The organism is uncultured Psychroserpens sp. (assembly GCF_947503375.1).
Taxonomy (GTDB): domain Bacteria; phylum Bacteroidota; class Bacteroidia; order Flavobacteriales; family Flavobacteriaceae; genus Psychroserpens.
This window is the reverse complement of the sequence record NZ_CANNDQ010000004.1, coordinates 296,377-322,795: the sequence shown is the minus strand read 5'-3', so window position 1 is coordinate 322,795 and position 26,419 is coordinate 296,377. Positions and strand designations below refer to the sequence as shown.

The window sequence follows — 26,419 nt, the reverse complement described above, 5'->3', positions numbered from 1 at the left end:
GATTAAGATCTATTAGCTGACCTTTACAATTAATGGTTTTACTCAAAGCTATATAGTGGGTTTAAAGTTTTTAATTGTGATTAATTTATGCGAAATTTACGGAAAATTAAATGTTTTAAATGCAAGATACTTCAAAACAATATGATGATGTCATCATGCAATGCAGAAGTCTATTCATTAATAAAATGAAAGATTACGGAAGCGCATGGCGAATTCTAAGATTACCATCTTTAACCGATCAAATTTTTATCAAAGCGCAGCGTATTAGAGGGTTGCAACAAAATAATGAACGTAAAGTTGACGAAGGTGAAGTAAGTGAGTTTATAGGAATCATCAATTATTGTACTATGGCTTTGATTCAGTTAGATAAGGGTGTTGTTGAACAGCCAGATTTAACATTAGAAGCTGCGACTCAGCTTTATGATGAGAAGATAAGTGTAACCAAACAACTAATGATGGATAAAAATCACGATTATGGCGAAGCTTGGCGTGACATGCGAGTAAGTAGTCTAACCGATTTGATATTGCAGAAACTATTACGAGTAAAGCAAATCGAAGACAATGCAGGTAAAACATTAGTAAGTGAAGGTATTGATGCTAATTATCAGGATATGATCAACTATTCGGTATTTGCATTAATTCATTTAAGTGAATAATTTTCAACTCCTAAACTATGAAGTTAATTGTAAATATTTGCCGAATCCTAGTCGGAGCTCTTTTTATTTTTTCAGGATTTATAAAGCTTAACGATCCTCTTGGTTTTTCTTATAAACTGCAAGAATACTTTAGTTACGATGTATTAGACCTACCAGTTTTTATGCCTTATGCTTTAGGGATTTCGGTTTTTGTAGTTGTTTTTGAAGTAGTTTTAGGCGCATTTTTACTCATTGGTTATAAGCCTAAATTCACGGTATGGAGTTTATTAGGAATGATTATTTTCTTCACATTCTTAACATTTTATGCGGCTTATTTTGAAAAAGTAAAAGACTGTGGTTGTTTTGGAGATTTCTTAAAGCTAGATCCTTGGGAATCCTTTTGGAAGGATGTCATTCTATTACTAATGATTGTTATTTTATTTATCGGGCAACGACATATAAAACCCATAATTAATAAATTTGGTTTAACTGTTGCAGCTTTGATAAGTTTTATAGCTTGTTTGTGGTTTGGTTACCATGTGTTAATGCACTTACCTACATTCGATTTTAGAGCCTATAAAATAGGTGATAATCTTCAAGAGAACATGAAGTTACCTCCAGATGCTAAAGATGCAATTATTGATTATCATTGGACCTATACATTAAATGGCGAAGAGAACGTATTTACAGATAGAGGGCGAGGTCCAAAAACCTACGATAAGATCATTGGTGTTGAGACTGAAGTTGTACAAGAAGGTGATGTGCCTAAGATTCAAGATTTTTCTATCGAATCTGAAACAGAAGATCTAACACAGCAATTTTTAGAAACTGAAAAATTAGTCATGATCGTATCATATAATTTAGACAAGAGCGAATTTGAAGGCATGCAAAAACTTAAAACGATGGCTGACCAAGCTCAAAAAAGCGGATATACTGTTATAGGATTAACTGCCTCAGGTAAAGCAAAGAAGAAAGAAATTAAAGACACATACAATTTAGATTTTGAATTTTATTTGTGTGATGAGAAAGTATTGAAAACTATCGTTAGAGCCAATCCAGGAATCGTCGTGCTTGAAAAGGGAACAGTAACACAAAAAGTACATTGGAACGATATTGATGATTTAGAGTTTTAAACCACAAACATCTGCTACGCTATATATTAAATAAAACATTTTATGCTATCCTCACATTGTTTGGGGTTATAACAGTTATATTCTTTTTATTTAATGTTTTACCAGGCGACCCTGCGCAAATGATGCTAGGACAAAATGAAGATAGTGAACAAATTGCAGCAGTAAAAGCAAAATATGGCTTTGATAAACCTTTAAGCACTCAATATTTGTACTACCTTAATGATTTATCACCGATATCGTTTCATTCAAAAAAAGCTGAGGATTACACCTTTTTAGCAGCTAACAAATACAGTGCTTTACAATTATTTACAATCAGAAACACAGTTACAGTAATTAAATTTCCATATTTAAGAGAATCGTTTACTAAACAAGGAAAAAAAGTAACAGAGGTGATAGGAGAAACGCTTCCTAATACTGCTATACTTGCACTTTCGGCAATTACAATAGCGATTATTCTAGGTGTGTTTTTAGGTATTATCTCCGCACTCTATAAAGATCTTTGGTTAGATAAGACCATTCAAATTTTAAGTACCTTAGGAATGAGCGTTCCATCTTTTTTTAGCGCTATTTTATTCGCTTGGTTTTTTGGATATGTTCTACATGAATATACAAGCCTTGAAATGACAGGCAGTTTATACGAGTTAGATGATTTTGGAGAACGAATGCAAATCAAGTGGAAGAATTTAATTCTGCCCGCGATAGTTTTGGGGATACGTCCTTTAGCAGTTGTCATTCAATTGATGAGAAATTCATTACTTGAGGTATTCAATCAAGATTTTATTAGAACAGCTAGAGCAAAAGGACTAAGCGAATTTCAAATTATAAAACGTCACGCAGTTAAAAATGCGTTGAATCCTGTAGTTACTGCAATTTCTGGTTGGTTTGCATCTATGCTGGCTGGAGCTGTATTCGTAGAGTATATTTTTGGATGGAATGGCCTTGGAAAGGAGATCGTTAATGCTTTAAATACTTTAGATTTACCTGTAATTATGGGTTCTGTATTAATCATAGCACTTTTGTTTATCATTATCAATATCTTTGTAGATATAATTTACGGTTGGCTGGATCCAAAAGTCAAATTAGAATAAAGCATATGAGATCAATAGCGAGTATTCTTTTAATTCTTACTTTATTTACGAGTTGTTCAAAAGAAGTGAGAGCTAAGTTCTCACAGGCAGTCATGGATGAGCAATATATTGATTTAGAAGGCGAACATGTTTCACTTAGAAATATATTATCGCAATATGAAGGAAAACAAATAGTAATTGATGTTTGGGCAAGTTGGTGTAGAGATTGTATTATTGGCCTTCCTAAACTCAATGCACTCCAAGTTGAAAAACCAGAAGCGATATATTTGTTTTTATCAGCAGATAGAAATGTAGACAGTTGGAAAAGAGCCATTGAAAAATATCAAATCAAAGGTGAACATTACTTCATGCCTAACGGAACAAAAGGCATTTTAGGTAAGTTTGTTGATATTGACTGGATACCTAGATATATGATTGTAAATTCTAAAGGCGAAATAGAGCTTTTTGAAGCTATTGAAGCTAATGACGAACGTATTAAAGAACTATTAAATTAACATTGCTTTTCAAAAGAAGCACTTAAGAAATAGAGTATGAGAAAACATATTGTAGCAGGAAACTGGAAAATGAATAATGGTTTAATTCAAACCGAAACTTTAATTTCAGAATTAAAACAGCAAGAAAAGACATCTGATGCTGAGGTGATGATTGCACCAACATTTACTAATTTGTGGCACGCTTTTCAATCAACAAGACAAGATGATATTGAAGTCATAGCTCAAAATATGCACTTTGCAGAAGATGGTGCTTATACAGGAGAAGTTAGTGCTGGGATGCTTAAAAGTATTGGAATACAAACTGTTATTTTAGGCCATAGTGAGCGACGCGCGTATTTTAAAGAAACAGATGAGTCATTGGCCAAGAAAGTAAGTACAGCTCTAGCACACAATATGCGAATTGTTTTTTGTTTTGGTGAAGAACTTTCAGATCGTAAAGCTGGAAATGAAGAAATAGTTGTTGAAAATCAAATTAAAAAGGCACTCTTTCATCTTGATGCTTCAGCTTTTAAAGCTATTATTTTAGCTTATGAACCTGTTTGGGCAATTGGTACTGGAGAAACTGCTAGTCCAGAACAGGCACAAGATATGCATGCATTTATTAGAAAAACATTAATGAATAAGTACGGCGAAATTACATCAGATGAGGTTTCAATACTGTATGGTGGTAGCGTTAAGCCTAATAACGCAAAAGAAATCTTTTCTAAACCTGACGTTGACGGTGGCTTAATTGGAGGCGCTTCTCTAAAGGCTGAAGATTTTTACGCTATAGTCAATGCATTTTAATAAGGCACAGCGAAAATTAGTATGTCAAATACCATTTACATTGGTTATTATTTCAAGGTAAATCCCTTGCAACCTGGAGTTGAAATTTTAATTGCAGAGTTAGGTTATGCAGGTTTTGAAAGTTTTGTTGAAACCGAAACAGGTGTTACCGCATATATTCAAAAAGAAGATTGGAATAAAGATATTCTTGATTCAGTACAAATCCTTAATTCTGAAGAGTTTGATATTTCTTTCACTTTTGAAGACATCGCACAAACCAATTGGAATGAAGAATGGGAAAAGAATTTTAACCCAATCGTTGTAGATAAAGTTTGCTCAGTACGTGCGCCATTCCATGAGGTTCTAGATACTGAATATGATATAATCATTGAACCAAAAATGAGTTTTGGTACTGGTCATCATGAAACCACTCATATGATGATTCAGCATATCTTGAAAAATAACTTTACTAATAAGTCTGTATTAGATATGGGTTGTGGTACTGGAGTGCTAGCGATTTTGGCAGAATTAAAAGGGGCACAACCTATAGACGCAATTGATTATGATAATTGGTGTTACGTTAATAGTATAGAAAACGTTGAGCATAACCAATGCAAGCATATCACAGTCTTAGAAGGTGATGCTAGCTTGCTAGTGAATAAGCATTACGACATCATTATAGCTAACATTAACCGAAACATCCTACTTAATGATCTAAAAATATATGTATCCAGTTTAAATAAAAACGGAATGGTATTTTTAAGTGGTTTTTATAAAGATGATATAGAAATAATTGAGAATGTGTGTAATAAGTTTGGACTTTCTCACGTTGAAACTTTAGAAAAAAATCATTGGGTTGCCCTAAAATTTGTAAATTAGTAGTAAACTTATGTTAATGAGTACTAGAGAAAAAACATCGGAGGAGACCCTTCTCGATGAAGAGGTCTTGAAAAACAACGAAATTGTATTATTCAATGACGATGTTAATACATTTGATCATGTTATTGACACACTCATTTATGCTTGTGATCATACTCCCGAACAAGCTGAACAATGTTCAATTATTGTACACTATAAAGGAAAATGTACTGTAAAAACAGGTTCTTATGACGAACTAAAACCTCGCTGTTCAATGCTTTTACAAGCAGGTTTGAGTGCTGAAATAGTGTAATAGGTTTAAAAGAATTTTGAGACTGAAAGTCTAAAGAAACTATCTTGACTAAAGTTTGACAAAATAAATTCGTTTGCATCAATATTACTAAAAAAGCGTGCTTCAATTTCAGCTTTCCAACTACTTCCAATACGTCTTGAAGCTTCCAAACTAAAAATACTGCTATTGGTTTTTAAGTCTTTAATTCCTCCAATTAAAAGAGAGGTGTCTTGCGTATCATTTAAAGCTATTCTACTTCCAAAGAAAGCATCGTTTTGTAAAGCATTTAGCACTAATTCATCTCTATCATCAAATAAGTATTCGCCAAGTAATCCTATATCTAAACCATTTCCATCAATGTTACTAAAGGTATATTCCAATCCAGCAGTTAGTGCAAAGAAATCTTGAGCATCTGCACTACGATATATGGCTTCTAGTTTCCATAAAAAAGCATTGTGTGTTGCTTGAAGATCTAAACCAGTTTGATGTATTATAGGGTAGAATGCGTTGAGTTCACCATTAGAATTGATCGTAAATAAAGGCTCACGACCATTGCCGTAAAAATGAGATAAACCTACATCAAACGCACCAAAATAGTGTGACCATCTAAAAGCAATATCTTGACGCCATTCTTTAGCACGACTTTGATAGGTAATATCGTCTCTATCTATTATTACTGGAAAACGCAATCGTCCTTTTTTACCTGAGAAAGCCCTTTTTCTATGATATGGTAAATAGAAAATGTCAAAATTGCCGTAATCAGTAGTGAGGGTAAATTGAACCATAGGTTGGCCTAGTTTTTGTTCACCATCAAACGATTCTACGGCATCAGTTTGATTAATAATGTCAACGAGGTGATTGCTTTCAGTAACGCCCCAAAATACTTTTTTAAGTCCTAAACTAACTTCCCAGTTACTATTTGCTTTCTGATAATACAATTCTCTGATATCCCAATGGGTTCTATTGTCATCTTTATCTATTCTGAGAAAACCGGTAAAATTTAAGCTTTCATATCCATCATTCCATTGTAAGTTATATTCTGGTAAAAATGCAATTGCTGGAAAATGATCTTGTTGGTCATCAAATTGCGCTTCATCAATAAAGTAGCGGTATTCTGTTTCAACCTCAAGTTCAAAATCTTGAGTGATAGTTTTATTTTTTTTATCGGTTTGAGCCGATACGTTTATTTGAAGCGTAACTATTATTGCAATTAAAATTTGCAATAAAGGGTTTTGAAATTTCATAAATTCTTTTAAAGTAAAAGTGCAATACCGTAAGCTACTGCTATTAACCAACCACTAACTAAAACCATGAAGTATATAGCTAACGATATTGTCACTTTTTATTGCTATTAATTCCCAGATCTTTTTAAAGCCACTTGAGTGAAGTCGTCATCACTTAAATTAACGTCAAAATTATAGTTGCTAAATTCTAATCGAGTTTCTTTATTGCTTTGATGATTGACCATATTGAATACAGCTGCTCTCCAAAATTTCCCTTTATAGAGTTTATAACCAGAATATGACAAGGTTTTTAGAAGTGCATTTTTTCTGTCATAAAACTCAACTTTTTCTATTCTGTATCCTTTGTCTTTATTGTAACTTACTATTCGTCTTGTGTATCCAGATTTTGGATCAATAGGATCTTGCTCTACAACTAAAATACTACCATTTTCTTCAAGAAATTTGTACGTGTATTTTTCTACTTCTTGAGATGAAAGATCTTCGTAAGCAAACTCACTACCAACAAAGGGTCCAGATTTATTGTTAGAAGATATTCTTTTTACTCGCTTTATAGAAGGTAAATACAACCATTGATCATCTGAGCCTATTTTATGAGTAAACGTTAATGTAGAGGTGCCTTTAACATCTTTAGGACTATTAAAAACGATTAAAGATTTATCACCATCTTCAGTAAGCTCTAAAGTTTTTGTAGTCAAAGAGCGTTCGCTAGTTTGTCCATTTTTATTTTTTAGCGTCATTTTTAATTCTACGGTGGAACTATTAAACCCTAGATCTGCTTCCTCTGCAGCTTTAGCTATTTCTAACCCACGCTCTTCTGGTGTTTGAGCATTTAAAAGCCCAATGAATGATAATACGATTGTTGTAATAATTAATTTTTTCATTTTTATATGTTTTAATTTTTTGCTTTTAATAAACTGTCTTTTTTGCTTGTCAATATGAGTAATGATGGTAATAAGATAAAATCGATTAGTAAAGCTGAAATAATAATAATGACTGTTATTCTAGCCATATAACTATTAAGCGCAAAAGACGAAGTAGATAATATTGCAAAACCTGCAATAAGTACTAACGTGGTTGTGACTAGTGCTTTACCAACAGTTTCAAATGCATAAATAACGGCTTGCTTAGCGTCATATCCTAGTTCGCGCCTAGCTCTTAAGAATTTACTCATAAAGTGTACTGTATCGTCTACAATGATACCTAAAGTCATTCCGAAAACGATTACCATTCCTGTATTGATTTGAGCTTTATAAAGTGCCCAAATACCAAAGCCAACAAGCACAGGTGTTACATTAGGGATAATACTTAATAAACCAAGTTTAAAGTTTCTGAGAGCTAGCATAAGCACCAGTGAAATTAAAATTAGAGCTACAATGTTGCCTTTGAACATACTATCTGCTTGCCTAAAGCCTAACTTTGAAAACATAAGTGTTGGACTTACCCCAATGGCATGCATTGGTTCTGGTGTATTGCTTTTTAACCATGTTTCTCCTTTTTTTGCAAATGTGATCATTTCTGCACTTGAAACATTCTCTATGGTTACGGTGACCCTAGTTTCAGATTTATCAACATTAATTTGATTATTAAGATCAAGACCAAAAGGAAGTGATAATTCATATAATAGTAAATATTGAGCGGCTTCTTCACGATTGTCTGGTACACGATAATATTGCTCGTTATCACCATGCATAGAACGATTAACACGTCTCGCAACTTCACTAAATGCATTTACATGAACCACTTCGGGTTGCTCATTTAGCCAATCTTCAAAAGCATTTAAGTTTTTAAGGTATTCTGGGTTATTAATTCCACCACTTTCACCACTACCAATTGAGTATTCTATATTGTATATCCCTGTCAGATTATCACTTATATAATCTGTATCTGTTCTAAATTCTACACTTTGATCAAAATAATTGATAAACTCATCATTGAATGTGTTCTTTGTTGCTAAGAATGTAAGTCCTCCAATGATCACTATTGAAATTATAGTTAATCGACGTGGCTGTTTTACAACAAATTCTCCCAAAGTAGAATACCAATTATTTTTGATGACTTCTGCTTTATTCCGCTTTACTTTTGATTTAACAGGTAAAATAGCCATTAGTGCTGGTAGAGCAGTGGTAGAATATATAAACGCCATAGTCATACCAAATGCAGTAATATTTCCTAAGTCCCAAAAAGGAGGAACATCACCAAAATTCATGGTTAGGAAACCTATTACAGTGGTAAGGCTTGTAATAAAAACTGGCATGAAGTTTAAACGCATCGATTCTATCAATGCATCTGTTTTACTGAGACCATCCTTTCTCATCTTTTGTAGCATAGTTATTAATATGTGTATACTATCTGCTACAGCTAATGTGAGTATCATGGTAGGGAAAACGGAAGATGGTGGTGTTAGTTTAATTCCCATTAAGCCAACAAATCCTATAGCGCTCATAATTGAAAACATCACGACAATGAATGTAGCTATAGTGCTGTAAATATTTCGAGTGAGAATAAATGTTGTTATGATAACGATTATAAGCATTATCATGGTAAGCATCAAATCACGCATTGAGGCTTCAAAGAAAGCTGTATTTAGCGGAACTAAACCTGAAGAATGCACTTCAAAGTTAGGGTATCTCACTTTAAAGTCTTCAACCATATTTCTAACATAAGCAGTTACTTCTGGAATTTCTTTTGCACTATCTTTACCAGGAAGTCTTACTGTAATATTGATGGCTGTTACACTGCCACTTTCATTAAGGATTCGGTTGACAAGCAACGGTTCTTTTAAGGCTTTTTCTTTAATTTCTAAGATGTCTGATTCGCTTTTCAGTGAAGATTCGTATGACAAATCATCAACATAAAGATCATCACCTACTGCGCTTGTATGTTGAAAGTTGGTTAAAGCATCTACACGTGATGAATATGGCGTATTCCATGCTTCAGATGTTAACTCTTCAATTGCTGTTAAGTTTTCTTTGGTGAAAACATTTTTATTTGAAGGTGATAATACAAGAATCACATTATCGTCTTTAGTATATTTTTCTTGTAATGCGTCAAAGGCTTCAAGTTCAGGATTTGATTTACTAAAGAAAACATGATAATCCCCATCAAATTCCATATTTCCTTGAGAACCTAAACCCATAGCGAGAAGAATAGTAGCTATAAAAACATACCATTTTCTTTTGATTACAAATTCTGCCCATTGCTTTGCAAATTTGTTTGAAACGTTACTTACTTTTTTTAGTGCATTCATAATTTGATTAATTTAGTTGACCAGTCAATTAGTATTTTGATTCAGTTTATTAATTATTTTATTTATAAGACGACTACTACTATATAATAGAGGACAATAAAATGGAATATTTATAATTGACCAGTCATCTATTAATTAAATAAAAAAAATCATTTTAATAGAACATTTCTAATCATGTTCATAAAATTATCTATAGGATAGGAACTCTTCATTTCTTTCATTGTCGTCATAGCTCCTTTACCAGCATCTTCAATAAACGTGGCTATATCTTTTGCATCCATAGAGTTGTCTATTTCTCCATAATCTTGTGCTTCTTGAATAGTTTCAGTAATTAAAGCAATTATCTGCTGTTCTTTATTTAGGATACTTGTTCTTATCAATTCACTATGCTCAGCCATTTCACTTCCTAAGTTACAAGCCATACATCCCATTTTACAATCCATATCATGTTTTAGAATATTATATCTAAATTCATGAAAATTGATTAGACGTTGCTTAGGAGAAACAGTTTTATCCTTTAAAATTTCTTGAGCTGGAGTAAAGTGACCTTCAAAGTATTTTTCTATAGCCTTAACGGCAAAATCTTCTTTACTTTCAAAATAGAAATAAAACGAACCTTTCGGGATTCCTGCTATTTTTACAATATCGTTAACACTAGTTGCGTTGTATCCTTTAGACCACAATAATTCTATACCCTTTTCTAGAAGGGCATCTGCTTTAAGATCGTGTTTTAAGGTTTTACGCATTTAAAATTTCTATAGAACAAATATATGACCACTCGTCTAGTAAATGAAATTATTAAGTGTTAAATTTTTTATAAACACATGAAATTTATTTTAATGTTTTGATTTTTAGTTTTTTAGCTAAAGTGTTGAGGGGCAAATAAAATCTGTTGTAGGTAAATCTGTTTTTTTTATAGCTCCAAATCCACCAGCTATATCTACCAAGTTGTGAAAACCTCTAGCTTTTAAAATGGATGCAGCTATAACACTTCTGTAGCCTCCTGCACAGTGAATGTGATATGTTTTGTCTTTTGATATCTCATTCATTTTACTATTTATAAAGTCTAATGCAAAGTGTTGTGCGTTTTCTAAATGCATGCTATTATACTCTCCATCTTTTCTCACATCAAGAATATTTATATCTTGATGCTTTACTCGATTGGCGAACTCTTCTGCAGTTATAGAATATAGTGTATCAATTTCTTTTCCTGAAGATTTCCAAGCCTCTATACCACCTTCTAAATAACCAAGTGTATTATCGTAACCAACTCGAGAAAGCCGCGTTACTGCTTCAGCACTTTTATCTTCAGGAACTACGAGTAAGATGGGTTGTTTCAAGTCTGTGATTAATGCGCCAACCCATGGTGCAAATTGTCCATTTAGTCCAATAAATATTGAATTAGGGATGTGTCCTTTAATAAATTCACTTTCTGTTCTTACATCTAAAACTAAGGCTTCTTCATGATTGGCCATTGCTTCAAAGTCTTCGGGGTTTAGAGGTGAATTTCCAGATTTCAAAACGGCTTCAAAACTATCGTAACCAGTTTTGTTCATCATGGCATTTTTTGCGAAATATTGAGGTGGAGGAGGCATACCGTCAAGCACTTCTTCTATGAATTCTGTTTTGTTCATGTCTTGACGCAAAGCATAATTAGTATTTTTTTGATCACCGATAGTGCCTACCGTTTCTTTACTTAAATTTTTCCCACATGCTGAACCTGCTCCATGAGCTGGATATACAATTACATCATCTGCAAGTGGCATGATTTTATTGCGAAGTGAATCGTAAAGCATACCAGCTAGGTCTTCTTTTGTAAGATCAGATTTTATGGCTAAATCTGGTCGCCCTACATCACCTAGAAAAAGTGTGTCACCAGAAAAAATAGCATGATCTTTTCCGTTTTCATCAATTAAAAGATAGGTTGTAGACTCTAAAGTATGCCCAGGCGTATGAAGTGCTTTAATAATGATATTTCCAAGCTTGAATGTTTCATTGTCTTTTGCCGAATGTATGTCATAAGTTGTTTCTGCACCAGGACCATAAACAATGGTCGCACCTGTTTTTTTTGCTAAATCAACATGTCCCGAAACAAAATCGGCATGAAAATGCGTTTCGAAAACATATTTAATTTTTGCTTTATTCTCATTAGCTTTATCAACATAAGCTTGAGTTTCTCGCAATGGATCTACAATTGCAACTTCACCATTCGATTCTATATAGTAAGCTCCTTGGGCTAAACATCCTGTATAAATTTGTTCTATTTTCATTGGAAACATATTTGTTGCAAAGATAATAAGTATTCTGTTCTATTAACTGACAAAAATCAGGTTTGACTAGTGTGGTAGTTTATTTTTAATGATACCATACACATAAGTTCCTAAAATTGCAGCCGCAATAACGATTAAAACTGTTAAGATACCTGTCCCAACTAATATATACATTGGTCCAGGACATGCGCCTGATAATGCCCAACCCAAACCAAAAAGTGTACCACCTATGATATAGCGAAATAAACCTTTTTGTTTTTTTGGAACATGTACAAGTTCCCCTTCAATATTATTGATCTTTAGCTGCTTCGAAATTTGAAGTAGGATTATTCCAGTACCTATGGCTGTTCCTATGATGCCATACATATGAAACGATTCAAATTTAAACATCTCATAAATACGATACCACGATACAGCTTCCGATTTTACCAGTACAATTCCAAAGATTATTCCAACTATTAAAAATTTCAAATACTTCATATTAACTAAAAATTAAAGGAAACAATAAATGAATCATAATTAGACCACCAAGGAAAAAACCGATAACTGCCACTAAAGAAGGTAATTGCAAACTACTCAAACCAGTTATGGCATGACCAGAGGTGCAACCACCAGCATAGCGTGTTCCAAAGCCTACTAAAAAACCTCCAATTATGAGTATTGAAAGCCCTTTTATACTTAGGATCGCATCCCAACTGTATAACTCATCAGGTAGTAATGACTGACCTGTATTTTCAAAGCCCAATTGCGATAAAGCTTCAACAGTTTTAGGATTTAAATCGATATTTGTTGTAACAGATAAGTAATGATGCGCAATAAATCCTCCAATAACGGCACCAAGAACAACTGTAAGATTCCAGCGTTGCGATTTCCAGTCAAAATTGAAAAACGCTACCTTTTTTCCTGCACCTCCAATAGCGCAAAGTGTACGAAGGTTTGAAGACATGCCAAATGTTTTTCCAAAATAAATAAGGATAAACATGATCATTGCAATGAGCGGCCCAGAAACATACCAAGGCCATGGTTGTAAGATAGCTTCCATAATAAATGGTTGAAATGAAACTCAAAAATACTAATTTCGTAACTTTGAAATAAATAGTTTGGATTCTTTTTGAGAAAAGTTCTATATTTGCACCCACAAAAAAGGCCATGTGGCGCAACTGAATAGCGCACTTGATTACGGCTCAAGAGGTTGCAGGTTTGAATCCTGCCATGGTCACTACAACGGAGAACTTATTAGATTATAAGTTCTCCGTTTTTTATTTCAGACATTTTGTTTGAACTCTGCCTTTATTTCTTGTTAAATACTATTCTATTAGAAAAAAATATGCTTTTAAAAAAAAGTATGGGTGATGACATTTTTAAAATTATGCGATTAAGTATAAAAAGTGTTAACCTTAAACTCAATTATTATGAAAGCATACAGCTACTTGGTCATTTTTACTATATTTTTATTTATGGCTTGTTCTGATAGTGAAAATGATCCTGATAACAATCCACCAGGTATTTTTTCTTCAAATACGATAGAAACAAGGTTTGATGGGGCAACTATAGAATGGACAGAAGCGATTGATCCAGATGACGATGAGGTTACTTATGCTATTATCCTTGACGGACAAGAGATTGCATCAGGAGGAACGACGCAGAGTTATAGCTTTTCTGGTCTTGAACCAGAAACAAATTACGAAGGCTATGTTGAGGCTAGAGATGGTAATGGTGGAACTTCACAAGCGCCATATTTTTTTGCCACAGAACCTGAAGTGATCATTATAGAGGTGGATATAGAATGTAGATGGTGGGAAGGTGCAGGTGGTTATGGTATTGTAAATTATTTTGAAGTTACCGCTGTAGAAGATGCCATAAGTTATCACTTAGAAATTTTAGACTATGCTCCAGATCCTATTCCATCTAACGTAGGTAGAACATATACATGGACGCCAGAGACTGTACTACCAACTGGTAACAATGTTGGTTCTGGTGCCAGCCATCTTACAGAATACACTCCAGGAGTTTACCATGCTAATACAAGTACTGGTAGTGGCTCATTGATATATTTGCCAGACGCGATAAGCAATTGTGAAGCAGTAACTGCAACAGCAAGACTCACCGTAATCGTTGGTGAACAAAATTAGTTTAAGTAATATAAAGTGAACAAGACTTATTTTGTACACTTATAATAACACAGTTAAACGGAAATTTTTCAAGGAAATGTTTTATGGTTAAGAATAAAGCCATACTACATAAAATAGATATTAATTAAATAAAGCTCTTTTCCTTTAATATATTAATTTATTAGCCTAAAGCACGTTTGGTTACATATACGCGCCAACCAATAATTGCCATTTGTAGTTTTGATGCTTTGCTAAGGTCTAGCTTGCGCTTTGAATAACTCGGTAAGATGAGTCTATTGATTTTAGCTAGTATTTTAAAAAACTGTTGCATGATGTCTTAAAGTGATTTAAAAATACAGATTTTATATGGTCAAGTCAAACGATTATTGACTTATATCTAATCTTAAAGTTTATATAATAAAAAAGAGCCTTAATAAAACTAATAATTAAGGCTCTACATTCATAAACAACACTAAACATCAGTTTTTGAAAAAGATCGTCCTCGAAAAATTGAAATTATATTGTTCACCATGGTCAATGGTTTCCTTTATCTCAGTTTGAATAGACTCTGCAAATTCTCCTACAATTATCTTACCATTGATCAAAACTGAATCTTGAGTGATCTTAAAGTCGGCAATTGAGTCCTGGTCAGTAATATAACCAGCCTCAATTGCCATTTGAATTAGCCTAGTTTCTAATATTTCACGTTGTTTATTCTTTTTTTTATCAAAATATTCTGCAACGGAATATTTTCCAATGTTTGGTTTCCCATTAGCAGAAGAATATGAAAAAGATGAAGATGATGTTGTATTACTGTTGCTGTTAGGTTTTGTATAAATCACCTCAGAATCTGTGCTGGTTTTTTTGTTGCTATTTACATCGATCTCGATAACTTCAATAGTTTTTTGATCATTCTTTTTTTTGTCACCAAGATATTTATGTAGCTTTTTTTTAGTTTTTTCTTTGGTAGCTGGCGCTTCTTGTACTTCAACTACAGTTTTATTTTGAGCGTCTATAGCGCCAATAGTTATGAGTAAAAAGGCAATCCACAAAGTGCTTTTTGTTTTGAATTGAACTGTCATTTTTTTGATTGAATTTGTATTGATTGATTAATTAATATAAAATTAGTTTCTACGAATTAAACCTTGGGTTCAAATATTGCTTATAATTAAATTAATGGGATAAATATTAATTGATCAATTTAAAATAACTTGCATGTCTTGTCCAACAACGTCAATTTGAAGTAGCTTTCCAGATCCATCTGTGGTCATATAGACTATGTTATTTACCTTGCCGCCAGTTAGATTTATTTGATAGACCTCAACCTCTTTATTATGCCATGTGATATTTTTTTTGCCAATCACATTCAAGTTCATATGCCATATTTCTGCATTAGAAAATGCAAACATGTCGATCTTGTATTCTATACTTTCTTTTATTGGCAAAGCTGGTATTAGTGCAAAAATGGCTGCTCTTCCTAAAACTCTATTCTTTGGATTAAAATCGATTGGGATGGTTTTTATATCGTTTTCTTGATTTATAGTGTAAGTTCCTTGTATATTTTGTCCGACCCATTCTACATTACCAGACATTTTAGTTTTATTTTGAGGATAATTTACTGTGACATCTCCTGTATTCATAGACATATCTTCCAGATTAATTGACACATCTAGTTTTTCCCATACAATCCCTTTTAGTTCTGAAGTGTCTTGTATAATGAGTTTGCCATTTTCTATAGTTTTATGATATTTCATTGAGCCGGCTACTTCGCCTTTCCAAACAATGCTATAAGCATCTGATGTGTTATTTAATTTGGAAATATCAACTCTGTTATACCAATCTGTTATAATAGTAGGATTGGTATCATTAGATACCTCTCTATTATTTACCTCACTTGTTTGTGAATGAGTAGCTATACATAAAAAAAATATGGATAGTGCTGTCAAACATGTCTTTATTTTAGTTTTCATTGAGTTCTCCAAATTTAATCATATTACCATCATGGTCTAAAATTGCAAATTCTTTCATGCCCCAAGGCTTATTCTCTAAGGTTCCATTGGGATGTACCACTCCTTTTTTCTCATACTCATCAAATAACTTCTCTACATTATCTACATAGATATAGCAACTCGTGTTTTCAGGGAATATCTTGTCGTTACAATGCCAAAAATGAATAGAGATCTTATCCCTATTAACAATTCCATAATTGGCATCACACCAAGACCTTTTGAAACCCAATTTCTTTTCATAAAAGGTAACTGTCTTTTCTATTTCTAATGATGCTAAAACTGGATCACTTTTATACATTCCGTTTTTCATAAGTTTAATATTTGTTTTCTGATACAATAGTTTTGTTGCTTGAATACATTACTTTGAAAAGATTGTCATATTCAGCTTCTGGTATTACTTGATAATTACTGCTTTTCTCTAAAAAGTTGAGCATTGCAGGTATGGTGTTTGAATGACCAACAATAACAATGTTTTGACCTTCATTTTTTGCAATGATGTCTAATATGGAGGTCGTGTTTGTTGGATCATAAAAGTTAACATTCTTACCAATTAATTTTGCTAAAGGTTGTGCAGTCTCTGTAGTTCGTTTGTAGGCTGTACTGTAAACTGCGTTTATGTTTTTAGATCCCATAATTTTAGAAATCAATTCTGATCTGGATTTCCCTTCATTGGTTAGTCCAGGGTTTCTTGTGCCATCATTAGCTTTTTCCGCATGGCGAACAAAATATAGCGTAGTGGTTTTTTTATGTACTTTATTTGTTTTAAGTATTAGCGGTAGAATTTCATCGATCAATTCAAAAACTGATGCACTTTTCTTTAGTTGTTTACTGTAAGGGTCTATATTTATTTGAAAAGCGATTGAAGTGTCGTAATCTGGAAAATGAGCCATAAAAGTTGAATATCCTGGCATAAAACCTGTATGACCATATGCTGTGCCGTAACGTGTTTCAAACACTTCTGTACCTAAACTATATCCAAAGCGATCCTCTTTTGCGGTTACTCTATTTATAGCTGAGTGAAACATTGCTTTAGTATTACTTTTGGTAAGTATTTTATTATTGTAGAGTTGATAGATCCATTTAGATAAATCTTCTGATGTTGTAATAAAACCTCCACCTGTCCATTCAAATTGAGGGTTAAGGTTATACAATCCTAGTGTGGCTATTTTTTCACCAAATAACGTTCCGAAGAAGTTTCCAGAATAGCCTGATGATAAGTTTTCTAAACGTTGTTGTGTTGACGGATCGGTGCTTACCATATGATGAGGTTGTAGTAACTCTTCCTTGGCTAAAATGTAGATGTCTTTTTTAGTAACTTGTTCTATCAAAGCACCAAGTATAATGTAGTTAGCATCTGCATATGACCAGCCTTCTCCAACATTAAATCTCGAAGGCATATCAGAAATAAGACTCATTCGGTCTTTAGCAGTCCATTTTTTATTTGGTTGGTCTTTTATTGTTTGCCATAATTCTCGAGTATACACATATTCTGGGACACCTGAAGTATGATTTAATAAGCTTCTTATGGTAATATTCTCATGATTTGCAATTTTTGTAAACCAAGTTTCATGACCTAAATAGTTTTCTGCCTTATCATTTAAATTTATAACACCTTCACTTTCAAGTTTTAAAGCTAGTGCGGCAAATATTGATTTTCCAGTACTACCTAAAAGCATTCTATGTGTTTTATTCATAGGTGTTTGTGTTTCAATATCTGCAAAGCCAGAGGAATACGTTGTGGTTTTTCCAGAAACTGTTATAGACAAAGTAATTCCAGGAATGCCTCGCTCTTCAATAATTTCATTAAGACCATTTTCAATAGTAGTTTCATTATTTTCAATATTTATGTTTTCGGAAAGGCCACAGACTGATATGGTAAGAATAAATATTAAAGCAGTAATGATAAATTTTTGATTGTACATGAAGTTTTATTTTATGAGTATCAAATAAAGATTTTAATACGTAATTAAAGGTTACAATTATTGCTAATGCAATAATAATGTGTATCAATTATTTATTTTAAGAGCTATGATATTGAAATTTTAGAGGTGTTATCCCTTCAGATTTTTTAAATACTCTACTAAATGAGCGCCTATCATTGAAGCCACATTTCAAAGCTGTATCTTGAATTGATTCCCCTAAAGCTAAAAGCATTTTGGCTTTTTCTATTCTTCTATTTTGTAGAGCTTTATATGGTGTTGTCTTGTAAACGTCTTTAAATGATCTGAGTAGATGGTATTTTGATAGGTAAGAGGCTTCTGAGATATCAGATAGCATTATGTTTTTGTAATAATTATCATTAATAAAAGCTTTGGCAGTTCGCAGTCGCTTAAGTAATTCTATTTTGGTATTAGTATGTAACGCGCCTAAACTATTAACCATTTGAAATTGCTGCATTTGATGTTTGGCAAGTCTTTCGGAGATTGTAATATAATCTTCTTCAGTTAGATCATATAAATTCTTACATTGTGCTAGTTGCTTTATCATATTACTTAGATCGCAATTTTCAAGATAATACTTGTCTGAAAGCAAATGTTTAGAATTACCGTTGTCTTGATGGTCTAATGTATAAGAATTGCTCAGCGTATCGATTATAGATTGATAAACATCATAGTTTAAATAGATGCACATGGATTCAACTGAAGTTTTTGAATCTAAGTGGCAAGAGATCTGTTCGCCTTTGTTTACTAATAAGAACTCACCAGGTTTTACTTTATAATTGATGTGATTGATAGTGTAATTTTCAACACCATTGATGGGTACTTTTATGGATAGACCTGATGCTTCTAATTGACCTTCAAACTGTTTAACATTTGATTTAATTATAGCATTGTCTTTAGAGTTTAACTCATTAAAAATAGTTCTATTAAAGGTCATACTAGTGTAGTAACTGTTTTAACACAAGCGTTACGTTTTTTAACAGAACTTTAGGGTATTTTTCTAAACCTTAAAAATAATCGAGATGTTATACTTAAATATTTAAGTTAAAAATAAAACTGTTTTTTGAAGTTGGATTTTAAAAGTAAATGTAAAACTTATTCTAGACTAAGTTTTACATTTCTGGTTAGATATTAAATCTGGTGTTTTTTATACAATTGAGAAAAGAACATCAATTAATAATTTTGCTAGTGTGATCATAATTTTTTGGTTTTAAAGGTTAATACTTGGCTAATTTTTTTCGATTGAGTTTTCAATATATCACCATGAAAAACCATTATCCAAAAGATTTATATGAAATCTATGAAATTGAATATAAAATTATAACTAAAAAGATGAAATGCATTTCATAAATAATGTGACTTTCTTAATAAATGTTATAATTTGTAATTATAAATGTTAATTATTATTATAAATTATAATAATTGAAGGGGGGTTTTCTTATGTTTTTTTTTAACCAAGGAGAGTTTTGTCTTTAAAATGCTACTTTTTGGTAGTTCGGTCTTTTTATCAAATAAAAATTTGATTTTAATTTTAACTTAATAGAGTTGTAGTTTAGGCCAGTTATGTTAAAATTAGTCATTTAATATAGCCGTAAATTAATTATACCCAAATTGATGATTACATTTGTGCAAAATTAAGAATGATGAAATCATTATTAAACGTTGTTATTTTATTTTTTATCTGTCAATCAGTATTTTCTCAGGTGGTGATCAATGAACTAGACTGTGATACACCAGGTACTGATAATATGGAGTTTGTTGAGCTGCTTTCTGAAGTGCCAAATTTTAACCTTGATGGCTTTGTTCTCGTTTTTTTTAACGGATCAACTTCTGGAGGTAACTCAAGCTATTTTACAATAGATCTCGATGGTTTTACAACAGATATTAATGGCTTATTATTAATAGGAAGTAATTCGGTTTCACCAGTGCCTCAATTGCTTATTTCTGAAAATGTGATTCAAAATGGAGCTGATGCCGTTGCTATTTATCAAGCTAACGATTTTGATTTTCCCGAAGAGACAGTTGCTACAATTGATAATTTAATAGACGTACTAATCTATGACACCTCTGATGCTGACGATATCGATATGATAGACATTTTCAATGATGATCCAAACTTCGCAACTATTGAACAAATCAATGAAGGTTCTAGTAATAATACTAATTCTATTCAAAGGTTTGAGGATATGGATGGTAATGTCACTTATACTTCTACTACGCCTACACCAAGACAACTTAATGATGGAAGTGGTGTGGTCTTGAACGGAATTAGTTTCACTATTGATCAATCTCAATACGACGAAACTGATAGTTTTGATATTTCTTTTGCATTACAAAACCCTGCTACTGATGTATTGAATTTTAATATTTTATTAGATAATTCTGGGTTCAATACTTCAGATTTTTCAGGGAATACTGCCATAACTATTCCTATTGGTCTAACCAATGCATCAACTACAATTACACTTATTGATGATGCAGACGATGAAGGCGATGAAGTTGCACGAGTTAGATTTGAGAGTTTGCCAGCAGAGTTTATTGCATTGAATGACAATCTTGATATAAGAATCGTAGATAACGATTTTACAGTTGCAGCTTATGGTACACCTTTAAGCCCAACTTCTGGAATTGTTTCAAGCACTCAACCAGCAGATTATTACAATACACTTGATGGATTATCTGATACTGTATTGAGACAAGCATTACAGAATATCATAGCTGAGGAAGGAGTTGTTAGAACTCAAACCTATGCAGATATCATAGATATTTTGAAGGAAGCTGATCAAAATCCTTTAAATAGTAATCAAGTATGGTTGTTGTATACCGAACAAGGTAGACCTAAGTTAGATTTTCAAACAACGTCTAATAACAATGGCAAATGGAATAGAGAGCATACTTACCCAAGATCTCGAGGTGGTTTTTTTGATATTGAAGAAGATGAAATAGCAGATGGGAGGGAAGTCTTCTGGAATACAACAGCAGATTCTTTACGTCATGGAAATTCAGATGCGCACGCGCTTCGTGCTGCAGATGGTCCAGAAAATAGTACTCGTGGTAATCAGCATTATGGTCAGTATACTGGTCCTGTAGCTACAGCGGGTAGTTTTTATGGAGATGTTGCTAGAAGCGTGTTGTACATGGCAGTGAGATTTAACGGATTAGAGGTTGTAAATGGTTTTCCTGAAGGTTCTACAGGAGAGTTAGGTGATTTAGCCACTTTATTGGATTGGCATAGAAATGATCCACCAGACGATTTTGAAATGAATAGAAACAATGTTATTTACACATGGCAATTTAACAGGAATCCATTCATTGATCACCCTGATTTAGTAGAATACATTTGGGGTAATAATGTTGGTAATATTTGGGATCAGCCTTTAGGTATTACTGAATTTGAAACTAGTAAAATAGAGGTATATCTTAACCCTACAAAAGGTGTTATTAGTATTAAAGGTTTAAAAAGTGAGGCCGAATTATTGGTGTTCTCAATAGAAGGTAGAAAATTGAAGTCATTTACTACAGTTAATACTGAAACTAGTATTGATTTGAAACTTTCAAGTGGAATCTATATGCTTAAGCTTATTTCTGAAGAACAAACTGTAACTAAAAAGATAATCGTCAAATAAAAAAAGCCTGAACTGTTAGATCATTAGTTCAGGCTTTATCATCCTATCTTGGTTGATTTAGTTCTATTTAGTTACAATTATAATAACACCATCTTTAGCTTTTTCTCCATATTTTTTTGTGGCACTTTCACCTTTTAAAACTTCAATTTTCTCAATATCGTCTGGATCTAGATCGTGTGCTTTGTCTGGAGAAATTTCTTTACCGTCTAAAATAAACAGTGGGTTTTTACCAGTACTTCCTGAGATTACAATTGATTTATCTCTGCCAATGGTATGCACTTTACCTCTCTTATTTCCTCTGCTTACCAATACTTTTCCTTTTATAACTTCAACATCATAATTTTCTTCTATTTCTTCCTCTTCTTCTATGATAATTTCAATTTCTTCATCATTTTCACGATCATCAATAGTTTGTATAATAAGTTCAACTTCTTCTTCATTTTCGCCGTCGTCATCTGAGATAATTTCAAACGCTCTAGTCTTTCCAAGTGTCTTTATTTTTTTGCCATTTACAATAACTTTTGATTTAGTACCATTACGTTCTCCAATAACATACACATTAGAGCTTTTGCCAGTTTTATGTAATTTGTGTTTCCCGTTTTTTGTTTTGTAGACATAAGCAGTAGAAGTATGGTAATTAGAATGTGTATTACCAATTGAAATGTTCTTGCCATCCTCACTAAAAGATATGTTAATAGGTTTAATACCTGCGTCTGAATTTGTTTGGTAATTACTACTTGAACCACCAGACTTGATATCTACTTTGATTGCTGTAATCTCCCCTTTATTATTACGCTTAATGCCTTTGAATTTTGCTGTGACACCATGCTTCTTTAATTCGTCTTTCAAGTTGTCTAAGTCAGCATCAGTAAAATCTTTCGTAATTACAAAATCTGTATTGTGCTCAAAGCTAAGAGGTTTGATAGTTGTAGTATGACCTATTACGTTGTTTTTTGTTTGACTTTTAAGCGTCGCTTTTGCAGTTGAAATATTTTGCTTAGCACTTTTAATCTGATTTCTATTTGTGTTCAGTAAAGCAACTTCAGGTTCTTTTACTTCAATTTCGAGTGCTTCATGGTAAAGGTTATGATCTTCTGCTGAAATCGGATTAATGATGTTGTTGGTACTTTCAAAAGGGACTTCTTTTTCAACGTAAATATTTTTAGTGTTAAAACTCATTAAAAATAAAGCGAGTAAAGGTAATACTAACAAGTATTTAAAAAGATTAGCTTTGTTTGATTTTGATTTGTGTAACATAACGATTCGTTTTTTGATTAATGATGTATAGAAATTATTTGTGATTGCTAATTGATAATTTTGTAAACTTGTTTTGAGGAGTACTGTCTGATATGTTTTTTCACAGTTAGAAACATACTGAGCTTTTTGGTCGGCTATAAATTCTAAATTTTGTTGAAGTGCATTTTTATAAAGCCATATTATTGGATTAAACCATAAGAAAACACAAGCAAATTGAGATATAATCGTATCTAGAGAATGCAGCTGTTTTGAGTGGACTTTTTCATGATTTATAATATGTTGTAATTCTTTTTCATCGAATTGTTTCGGATTGTAAACAATATTATTAAAGAAAGAAAATGGTGTAACTTGCACATTGGTCTCTATTAATTTATAGCTCCCGTGATATGTAAGAGTTCCAGTTTTTAAAATTTTTCTAAGTGATAGAAAATCTATACAAAATTTACCAAGAAGAAAAATCACACCACTCATATAGATCCAGAAAAGTAATTGTTGAATATCAAAAGTTTCTCTCTGCTCTGCTAATGGAACAATAACGTTGGTTACCGCTGCAAAACTTGTTGTTTCTACTGGAGTATATTCAATATATATTGGAATAACAATCAATTGAATACAGGATGCTAAAATTAATCCAGAGAGTAAGAACCAACGATTAGATTGGAAAAAAGTATCACGTTGCAGAAAGAGTTTGTAACACACATAGAAAATAAAAATGATGGCTGATGCTTTTAATAGATGATCCATGGTTATTTATTTTTTTCGATTAATGCAATAATTTCTTTAAGCTCATCTACACTTATCTTTTCTTCCTTAGCAAAAAAAGAAACGACATTTTTATAAGAGCTATTAAAATAATTCTCAATTGCTGTATTCATGAAACGTTCTTTATAGGCTTCTTTACTAACTACAGGATAATATTGGTGTGTTTTCCCATAGGCATTATAACTTACATAACCTTTTTCTTCAAGATGTCTTATAATTGTAGAGAGCGTATTGTAATGAGGTTTGTCTTCTTTTATTTCTGCCAAGACATCTTTAACAAAAGCTTTTTTGAGCTTCCATAAGATGTGCATGATTTCTTCTTCTTTATTCGTTAATTTCTGCACGATTGTTGAGTTTAAAATAGATAAACAAATCTATAACTATTTTTATAGTTATACAACTATTATTTTAGTTATTTAACTAAATTTTAAGTTTTAATAGGTTATTTAATAAATAATGAGATGAAGTATTATCTTCGCACAAAAATAATGTATGAGCTTAGTCTGGATCATATTAGGATTATTATTATTAGTAATAGGAGGTGAGTTTTTGGTAAGGTCTTCTGTGGCACTATCATTTAAATTGAACATCTCAAGAATGGTCATAGGTATGACTGTTGTGAGTTTTGCTACATCTGCTCCTGAACTACTGGTAAGTTTAAATGCAGCCTTAACAGGTTCTCCAGCAATTGCAATAAATAATGTTATTGGTTCTAATATAGCTAATATAGGCTTGGTGCTTGGTATCACAGCTTTGGTGAGCTCAATAGCTGTCGATAAAAGTTTTTATAAACTTAACTGGCCAGCCATGATGTTATTTTCTATAGCGTTATATTTTTTCTTAAGCAATGACAATCAACTTTCATCTATTGAAGGTTTAATTTTGTTTGTAGCTTTAATCGCTTTTTTATTCATATTAATAAGGGTTGCTAAAAAAGATGTTGTAGTAGAAGCAGTAGATGAAAGTTTAGCAATAGTCTCAAATTTCAAGATTTTAATATGGTTATTTATTGGTGCCATAGCTCTATATTTTGGATCAGAATGGTTAGTAGAAGGTGCTAAAGAACTAGCTACTGCACTAGGTGTGAGCGATGCAGTTATTGCAGCTACTGTTATTGCAATTGGAACCAGTGTGCCAGAATTAGCAGCATCAGTAATAGCTGCTGTAAAGAAGGAAAAAGCCTTGTCTCTCGGAAATCTTATAGGCTCAAATATATTTAATATTGGTTCGGTATTGGGATTGACGTCAATAATTAAAACAATAGAAGTGACTGAGGCGTCAATTTTGTCAAGGGATATCTATTGGATGTTAGCGTTTGCTTTGGTATTGATCCCATTGATTATGATTCCCAAAAGATTTCAAATATCTAGATATAAAGGTCTTTTACTGGTTGTGGGTTATGGTGCTTTTATTTTTCTTGCTTTCAAATCTTGATCAAAAAAAACGCCTTCTCTTTATTAGAGAAGACGCTTTTAGAACAAAACAGTGTGTTTATTAGCTGATATCAGCAGATTTTACAGTTTTAATAATTCGTCCAGCAATTTTATATGGATCTCCATTTGATGCTGGTCTACGGTCTTCTAGCCAGCCTTTCCAGCCTTTTTCAACAGTAATTATTGGAATACGGATTGATGCACCTCTATCTGATATACCATAGCTAAAATCATCAATTGAAGCAGTTTCGTGATCTCCTGTTAAACGTTGGTCATTAAACTCACCATAAACAGCAATGTGTTCTTTGACTACTGGTCTGAACGCTTCGCATATTTTTTCATAAACCTCTTGGCTTCCACAAGTTCTTAAAGTTGTATTTGAGAAATTTGCATGCATACCAGAGCCATTCCAATCCATATCTTTTCCTAATGGTTTAGGATGGTATTCAATGTAGTAGCCATATTTTTCAGTTAAACGGTCCAATAAGTAGCGTGCAACCCATATTTCATCACCTGCTTTTTTAGCGCCTTTTGCAAATAATTGAAATTCCCATTGTCCTGAAGCTACTTCTTGGTTGATTCCTTCAAAGTTTAAGCCGGCTTCAATACACAGGTCAGCATGTTCTTCAACCAACGCTCTGCCATGTGTGTTTCTTCCTCCAACAGAACAGTAATAAAGTCCTTGAGGTGCTGGATAACCACCAACAGGAAAGCCTAGAGGTAATTGAGTGCTTCTATCCATAATAAAATATTCTTGTTCGAAACCGAACCAGAAATCGTTGTCTTCATCTTCAATGGTAGCTCTTCCATTAGACTCGTGAGGTGTTCCGTCTGCATTTAATACTTCTGTCATCACCAAGTATCCATTTTTTCTTGACGGATCAGGATAAATAGCAACTGGTTTTAACAAGCAATCTGAAGAACCGCCTTCTGCTTGGCGTGTTGAGCTTCCATCGAAAGACCAGATTGGACAATCTTCTAACTTTCCGCTAAAGTTATCTTCAACTTTAGTTTTACTTCTCATGTTTTGAGTTGGCTTATAACCATCTAACCAAATGTATTCTAATTTTGATTTGCTCATGCTATAATAGGTTTATTAAAATGAAGGTACAAATATTGATTATTTTTTTATTTAAGCAAAAAAAATGGGGTTAATTTGACTAAAATATTGTTAACAATTGTTAATACCCCAAAAAAAATAGGGTATATATGCGTTAAAGTGTATAATTTACTATTTTTGCTCTAAAATTTATAT

26 protein-coding genes and 1 tRNA gene are annotated in these 26,419 nt (G+C 32.6%); 11 read left to right on the top strand and 16 right to left on the bottom strand.

Annotation, left to right across the window (positions count from 1 at the left end; genetic code table 11):
- Positions 1-119 precede the first annotated feature (119 nt).
- The 7 genes from Q0876_RS09290 to Q0876_RS09260 are packed head-to-tail and all read left to right on the top strand — an operon-like array spanning position 120 to position 5,286.
- Positions 120-656 carry a DUF1599 domain-containing protein gene (locus Q0876_RS09290; protein ID WP_299226669.1) on the top strand — a complete coding sequence of 179 codons (537 nt, stop codon included), beginning with the start codon at positions 120-122 and terminating at the stop codon, positions 654-656.
- Positions 657-673: 17 nt separating this feature from the next.
- The gene (locus tag Q0876_RS09285) at positions 674-1,768 is read left to right on the top strand and encodes a BT_3928 family protein (protein WP_299226666.1); all 1,095 of its coding nucleotides are present in this window, start codon (positions 674-676) and stop codon (positions 1,766-1,768) included.
- 11 nt (positions 1,769-1,779) lie between these two features.
- Positions 1,780-2,856, top strand: coding sequence for an ABC transporter permease (locus Q0876_RS09280; RefSeq protein ID WP_299226747.1), 1,077 nt, complete (start codon positions 1,780-1,782; stop codon positions 2,854-2,856).
- A gap of 5 nt (positions 2,857-2,861) precedes the next feature.
- Entirely contained in the window at positions 2,862-3,350 is a 489-nt protein-coding gene (locus Q0876_RS09275; protein WP_299226663.1) for a TlpA disulfide reductase family protein, read from the top strand.
- A 36-nt stretch (positions 3,351-3,386) separates the two neighbouring features.
- Positions 3,387-4,136: a triose-phosphate isomerase gene (gene tpiA, locus Q0876_RS09270; protein ID WP_299226660.1), complete on the top strand. Its 750-nt coding sequence runs from the start codon at positions 3,387-3,389 to the stop codon at positions 4,134-4,136.
- 21 nt (positions 4,137-4,157) lie between these two features.
- The gene (gene prmA / locus Q0876_RS09265) at positions 4,158-4,994 is read left to right on the top strand and encodes a 50S ribosomal protein L11 methyltransferase (RefSeq protein ID WP_299226657.1); all 837 of its coding nucleotides are present in this window, start codon (positions 4,158-4,160) and stop codon (positions 4,992-4,994) included.
- A 16-nt stretch (positions 4,995-5,010) separates the two neighbouring features.
- Entirely contained in the window at positions 5,011-5,286 is a 276-nt protein-coding gene (locus Q0876_RS09260) for an ATP-dependent Clp protease adaptor ClpS (RefSeq protein WP_299226654.1), read from the top strand.
- Between the two features lie 5 nt (positions 5,287-5,291).
- On the opposite strand, the gene Q0876_RS09255 is transcribed toward Q0876_RS09260, so the two are convergent.
- The 7 genes from Q0876_RS09255 to Q0876_RS09225 form a co-directional block, all read right to left on the bottom strand.
- On the bottom strand, positions 5,292-6,509 hold the full coding sequence (locus Q0876_RS09255; RefSeq protein ID WP_299226651.1) for a hypothetical protein: 1,218 nt from the start codon (positions 6,507-6,509) through the stop codon (positions 5,292-5,294).
- Positions 6,510-6,616: 107 nt separating this feature from the next.
- Positions 6,617-7,390 (bottom strand): outer membrane lipoprotein-sorting protein, encoded by a 774-nt coding sequence (locus Q0876_RS09250; RefSeq protein ID WP_299226649.1) that lies wholly within the window; start codon positions 7,388-7,390, stop codon positions 6,617-6,619.
- 11 nt (positions 7,391-7,401) lie between these two features.
- On the bottom strand, positions 7,402-9,756 hold the full coding sequence (locus Q0876_RS09245; RefSeq protein WP_299226644.1) for an efflux RND transporter permease subunit: 2,355 nt from the start codon (positions 9,754-9,756) through the stop codon (positions 7,402-7,404).
- 149 nt (positions 9,757-9,905) lie between these two features.
- Positions 9,906-10,502, bottom strand: a complete 597-nt coding sequence (locus Q0876_RS09240; protein WP_299226641.1) for a TetR/AcrR family transcriptional regulator — start codon at positions 10,500-10,502, stop codon at positions 9,906-9,908.
- 117 nt (positions 10,503-10,619) lie between these two features.
- Positions 10,620-12,026: a rhodanese-like domain-containing protein gene (locus tag Q0876_RS09235; RefSeq protein ID WP_299226638.1), complete on the bottom strand. Its 1,407-nt coding sequence runs from the start codon at positions 12,024-12,026 to the stop codon at positions 10,620-10,622.
- 66 nt (positions 12,027-12,092) lie between these two features.
- The gene (locus Q0876_RS09230; RefSeq protein ID WP_299226635.1) at positions 12,093-12,506 is read right to left on the bottom strand and encodes a DUF6691 family protein; all 414 of its coding nucleotides are present in this window, start codon (positions 12,504-12,506) and stop codon (positions 12,093-12,095) included.
- Position 12,507: 1 nt separating this feature from the next.
- Positions 12,508-13,068, bottom strand: coding sequence for a YeeE/YedE thiosulfate transporter family protein (locus tag Q0876_RS09225; RefSeq protein WP_299226632.1), 561 nt, complete (start codon positions 13,066-13,068; stop codon positions 12,508-12,510).
- A 103-nt stretch (positions 13,069-13,171) separates the two neighbouring features.
- Here Q0876_RS09225 and Q0876_RS09220 point away from each other — a divergent pair.
- A tRNA-Arg gene (locus Q0876_RS09220) sits at positions 13,172-13,245 on the top strand.
- 193 nt (positions 13,246-13,438) lie between these two features.
- Positions 13,439-14,158 (top strand): hypothetical protein, encoded by a 720-nt coding sequence (locus tag Q0876_RS09215; RefSeq protein ID WP_299226629.1) that lies wholly within the window; start codon positions 13,439-13,441, stop codon positions 14,156-14,158.
- Positions 14,159-14,318: 160 nt separating this feature from the next.
- Here the strand turns inward: Q0876_RS09215 and Q0876_RS09210 are convergent, their stop codons facing one another.
- The 6 genes from Q0876_RS09210 to Q0876_RS09185 form a co-directional block, all read right to left on the bottom strand.
- Complete coding sequence (locus Q0876_RS09210; protein WP_299226744.1) at positions 14,319-14,471, bottom strand: SsrA-binding protein; 153 nt, start codon at positions 14,469-14,471, stop codon at positions 14,319-14,321.
- A 145-nt stretch (positions 14,472-14,616) separates the two neighbouring features.
- Positions 14,617-15,219 carry a hypothetical protein gene (locus Q0876_RS09205; RefSeq protein WP_299226627.1) on the bottom strand — a complete coding sequence of 201 codons (603 nt, stop codon included), beginning with the start codon at positions 15,217-15,219 and terminating at the stop codon, positions 14,617-14,619.
- 114 nt (positions 15,220-15,333) lie between these two features.
- Positions 15,334-16,107, bottom strand: coding sequence for a hypothetical protein (locus Q0876_RS09200; RefSeq protein WP_299226624.1), 774 nt, complete (start codon positions 16,105-16,107; stop codon positions 15,334-15,336).
- Entirely contained in the window at positions 16,097-16,456 is a 360-nt protein-coding gene (locus Q0876_RS09195; protein ID WP_299226622.1) for a VOC family protein, read from the bottom strand. Before Q0876_RS09195 ends, Q0876_RS09200 begins: the two co-directional genes overlap by 11 nt.
- Positions 16,457-16,460: 4 nt before the next feature.
- On the bottom strand, positions 16,461-18,068 hold the full coding sequence (locus Q0876_RS09190; protein WP_299226620.1) for a serine hydrolase: 1,608 nt from the start codon (positions 18,066-18,068) through the stop codon (positions 16,461-16,463).
- 97 nt (positions 18,069-18,165) lie between these two features.
- Complete coding sequence (locus Q0876_RS09185) at positions 18,166-19,023, bottom strand: helix-turn-helix transcriptional regulator (RefSeq protein WP_299226618.1); 858 nt, start codon at positions 19,021-19,023, stop codon at positions 18,166-18,168.
- 706 nt (positions 19,024-19,729) lie between these two features.
- Between Q0876_RS09185 and Q0876_RS09180 the strand changes: the two genes are divergently transcribed.
- A complete protein-coding gene (locus Q0876_RS09180; RefSeq protein ID WP_299226616.1) occupies positions 19,730-21,712 on the top strand; it encodes an endonuclease in 1,983 nt (660 codons plus the stop codon).
- A 63-nt stretch (positions 21,713-21,775) separates the two neighbouring features.
- Here Q0876_RS09180 and Q0876_RS09175 read toward each other — a convergent pair whose 3' ends face one another.
- Both Q0876_RS09175 and Q0876_RS09170 read right to left on the bottom strand, forming a co-directional pair.
- Positions 21,776-23,713 (bottom strand): M56 family metallopeptidase, encoded by a 1,938-nt coding sequence (locus Q0876_RS09175; protein WP_299226614.1) that lies wholly within the window; start codon positions 23,711-23,713, stop codon positions 21,776-21,778.
- A 2-nt stretch (positions 23,714-23,715) separates the two neighbouring features.
- Positions 23,716-24,075: a BlaI/MecI/CopY family transcriptional regulator gene (locus tag Q0876_RS09170; protein ID WP_299226613.1), complete on the bottom strand. Its 360-nt coding sequence runs from the start codon at positions 24,073-24,075 to the stop codon at positions 23,716-23,718.
- Positions 24,076-24,223: 148 nt separating this feature from the next.
- Here Q0876_RS09170 and Q0876_RS09165 point away from each other — a divergent pair, with 148 nt between their 5' ends.
- Positions 24,224-25,165, top strand: coding sequence for a calcium/sodium antiporter (locus Q0876_RS09165; protein ID WP_299226611.1), 942 nt, complete (start codon positions 24,224-24,226; stop codon positions 25,163-25,165).
- Between the two features lie 60 nt (positions 25,166-25,225).
- On the opposite strand, the gene Q0876_RS09160 is transcribed toward Q0876_RS09165, so the two are convergent.
- Positions 25,226-26,245 carry a glutamine synthetase beta-grasp domain-containing protein gene (locus Q0876_RS09160; protein ID WP_299226609.1) on the bottom strand — a complete coding sequence of 340 codons (1,020 nt, stop codon included), beginning with the start codon at positions 26,243-26,245 and terminating at the stop codon, positions 25,226-25,228.
- Positions 26,246-26,419: the final 174 nt, after the last annotated feature.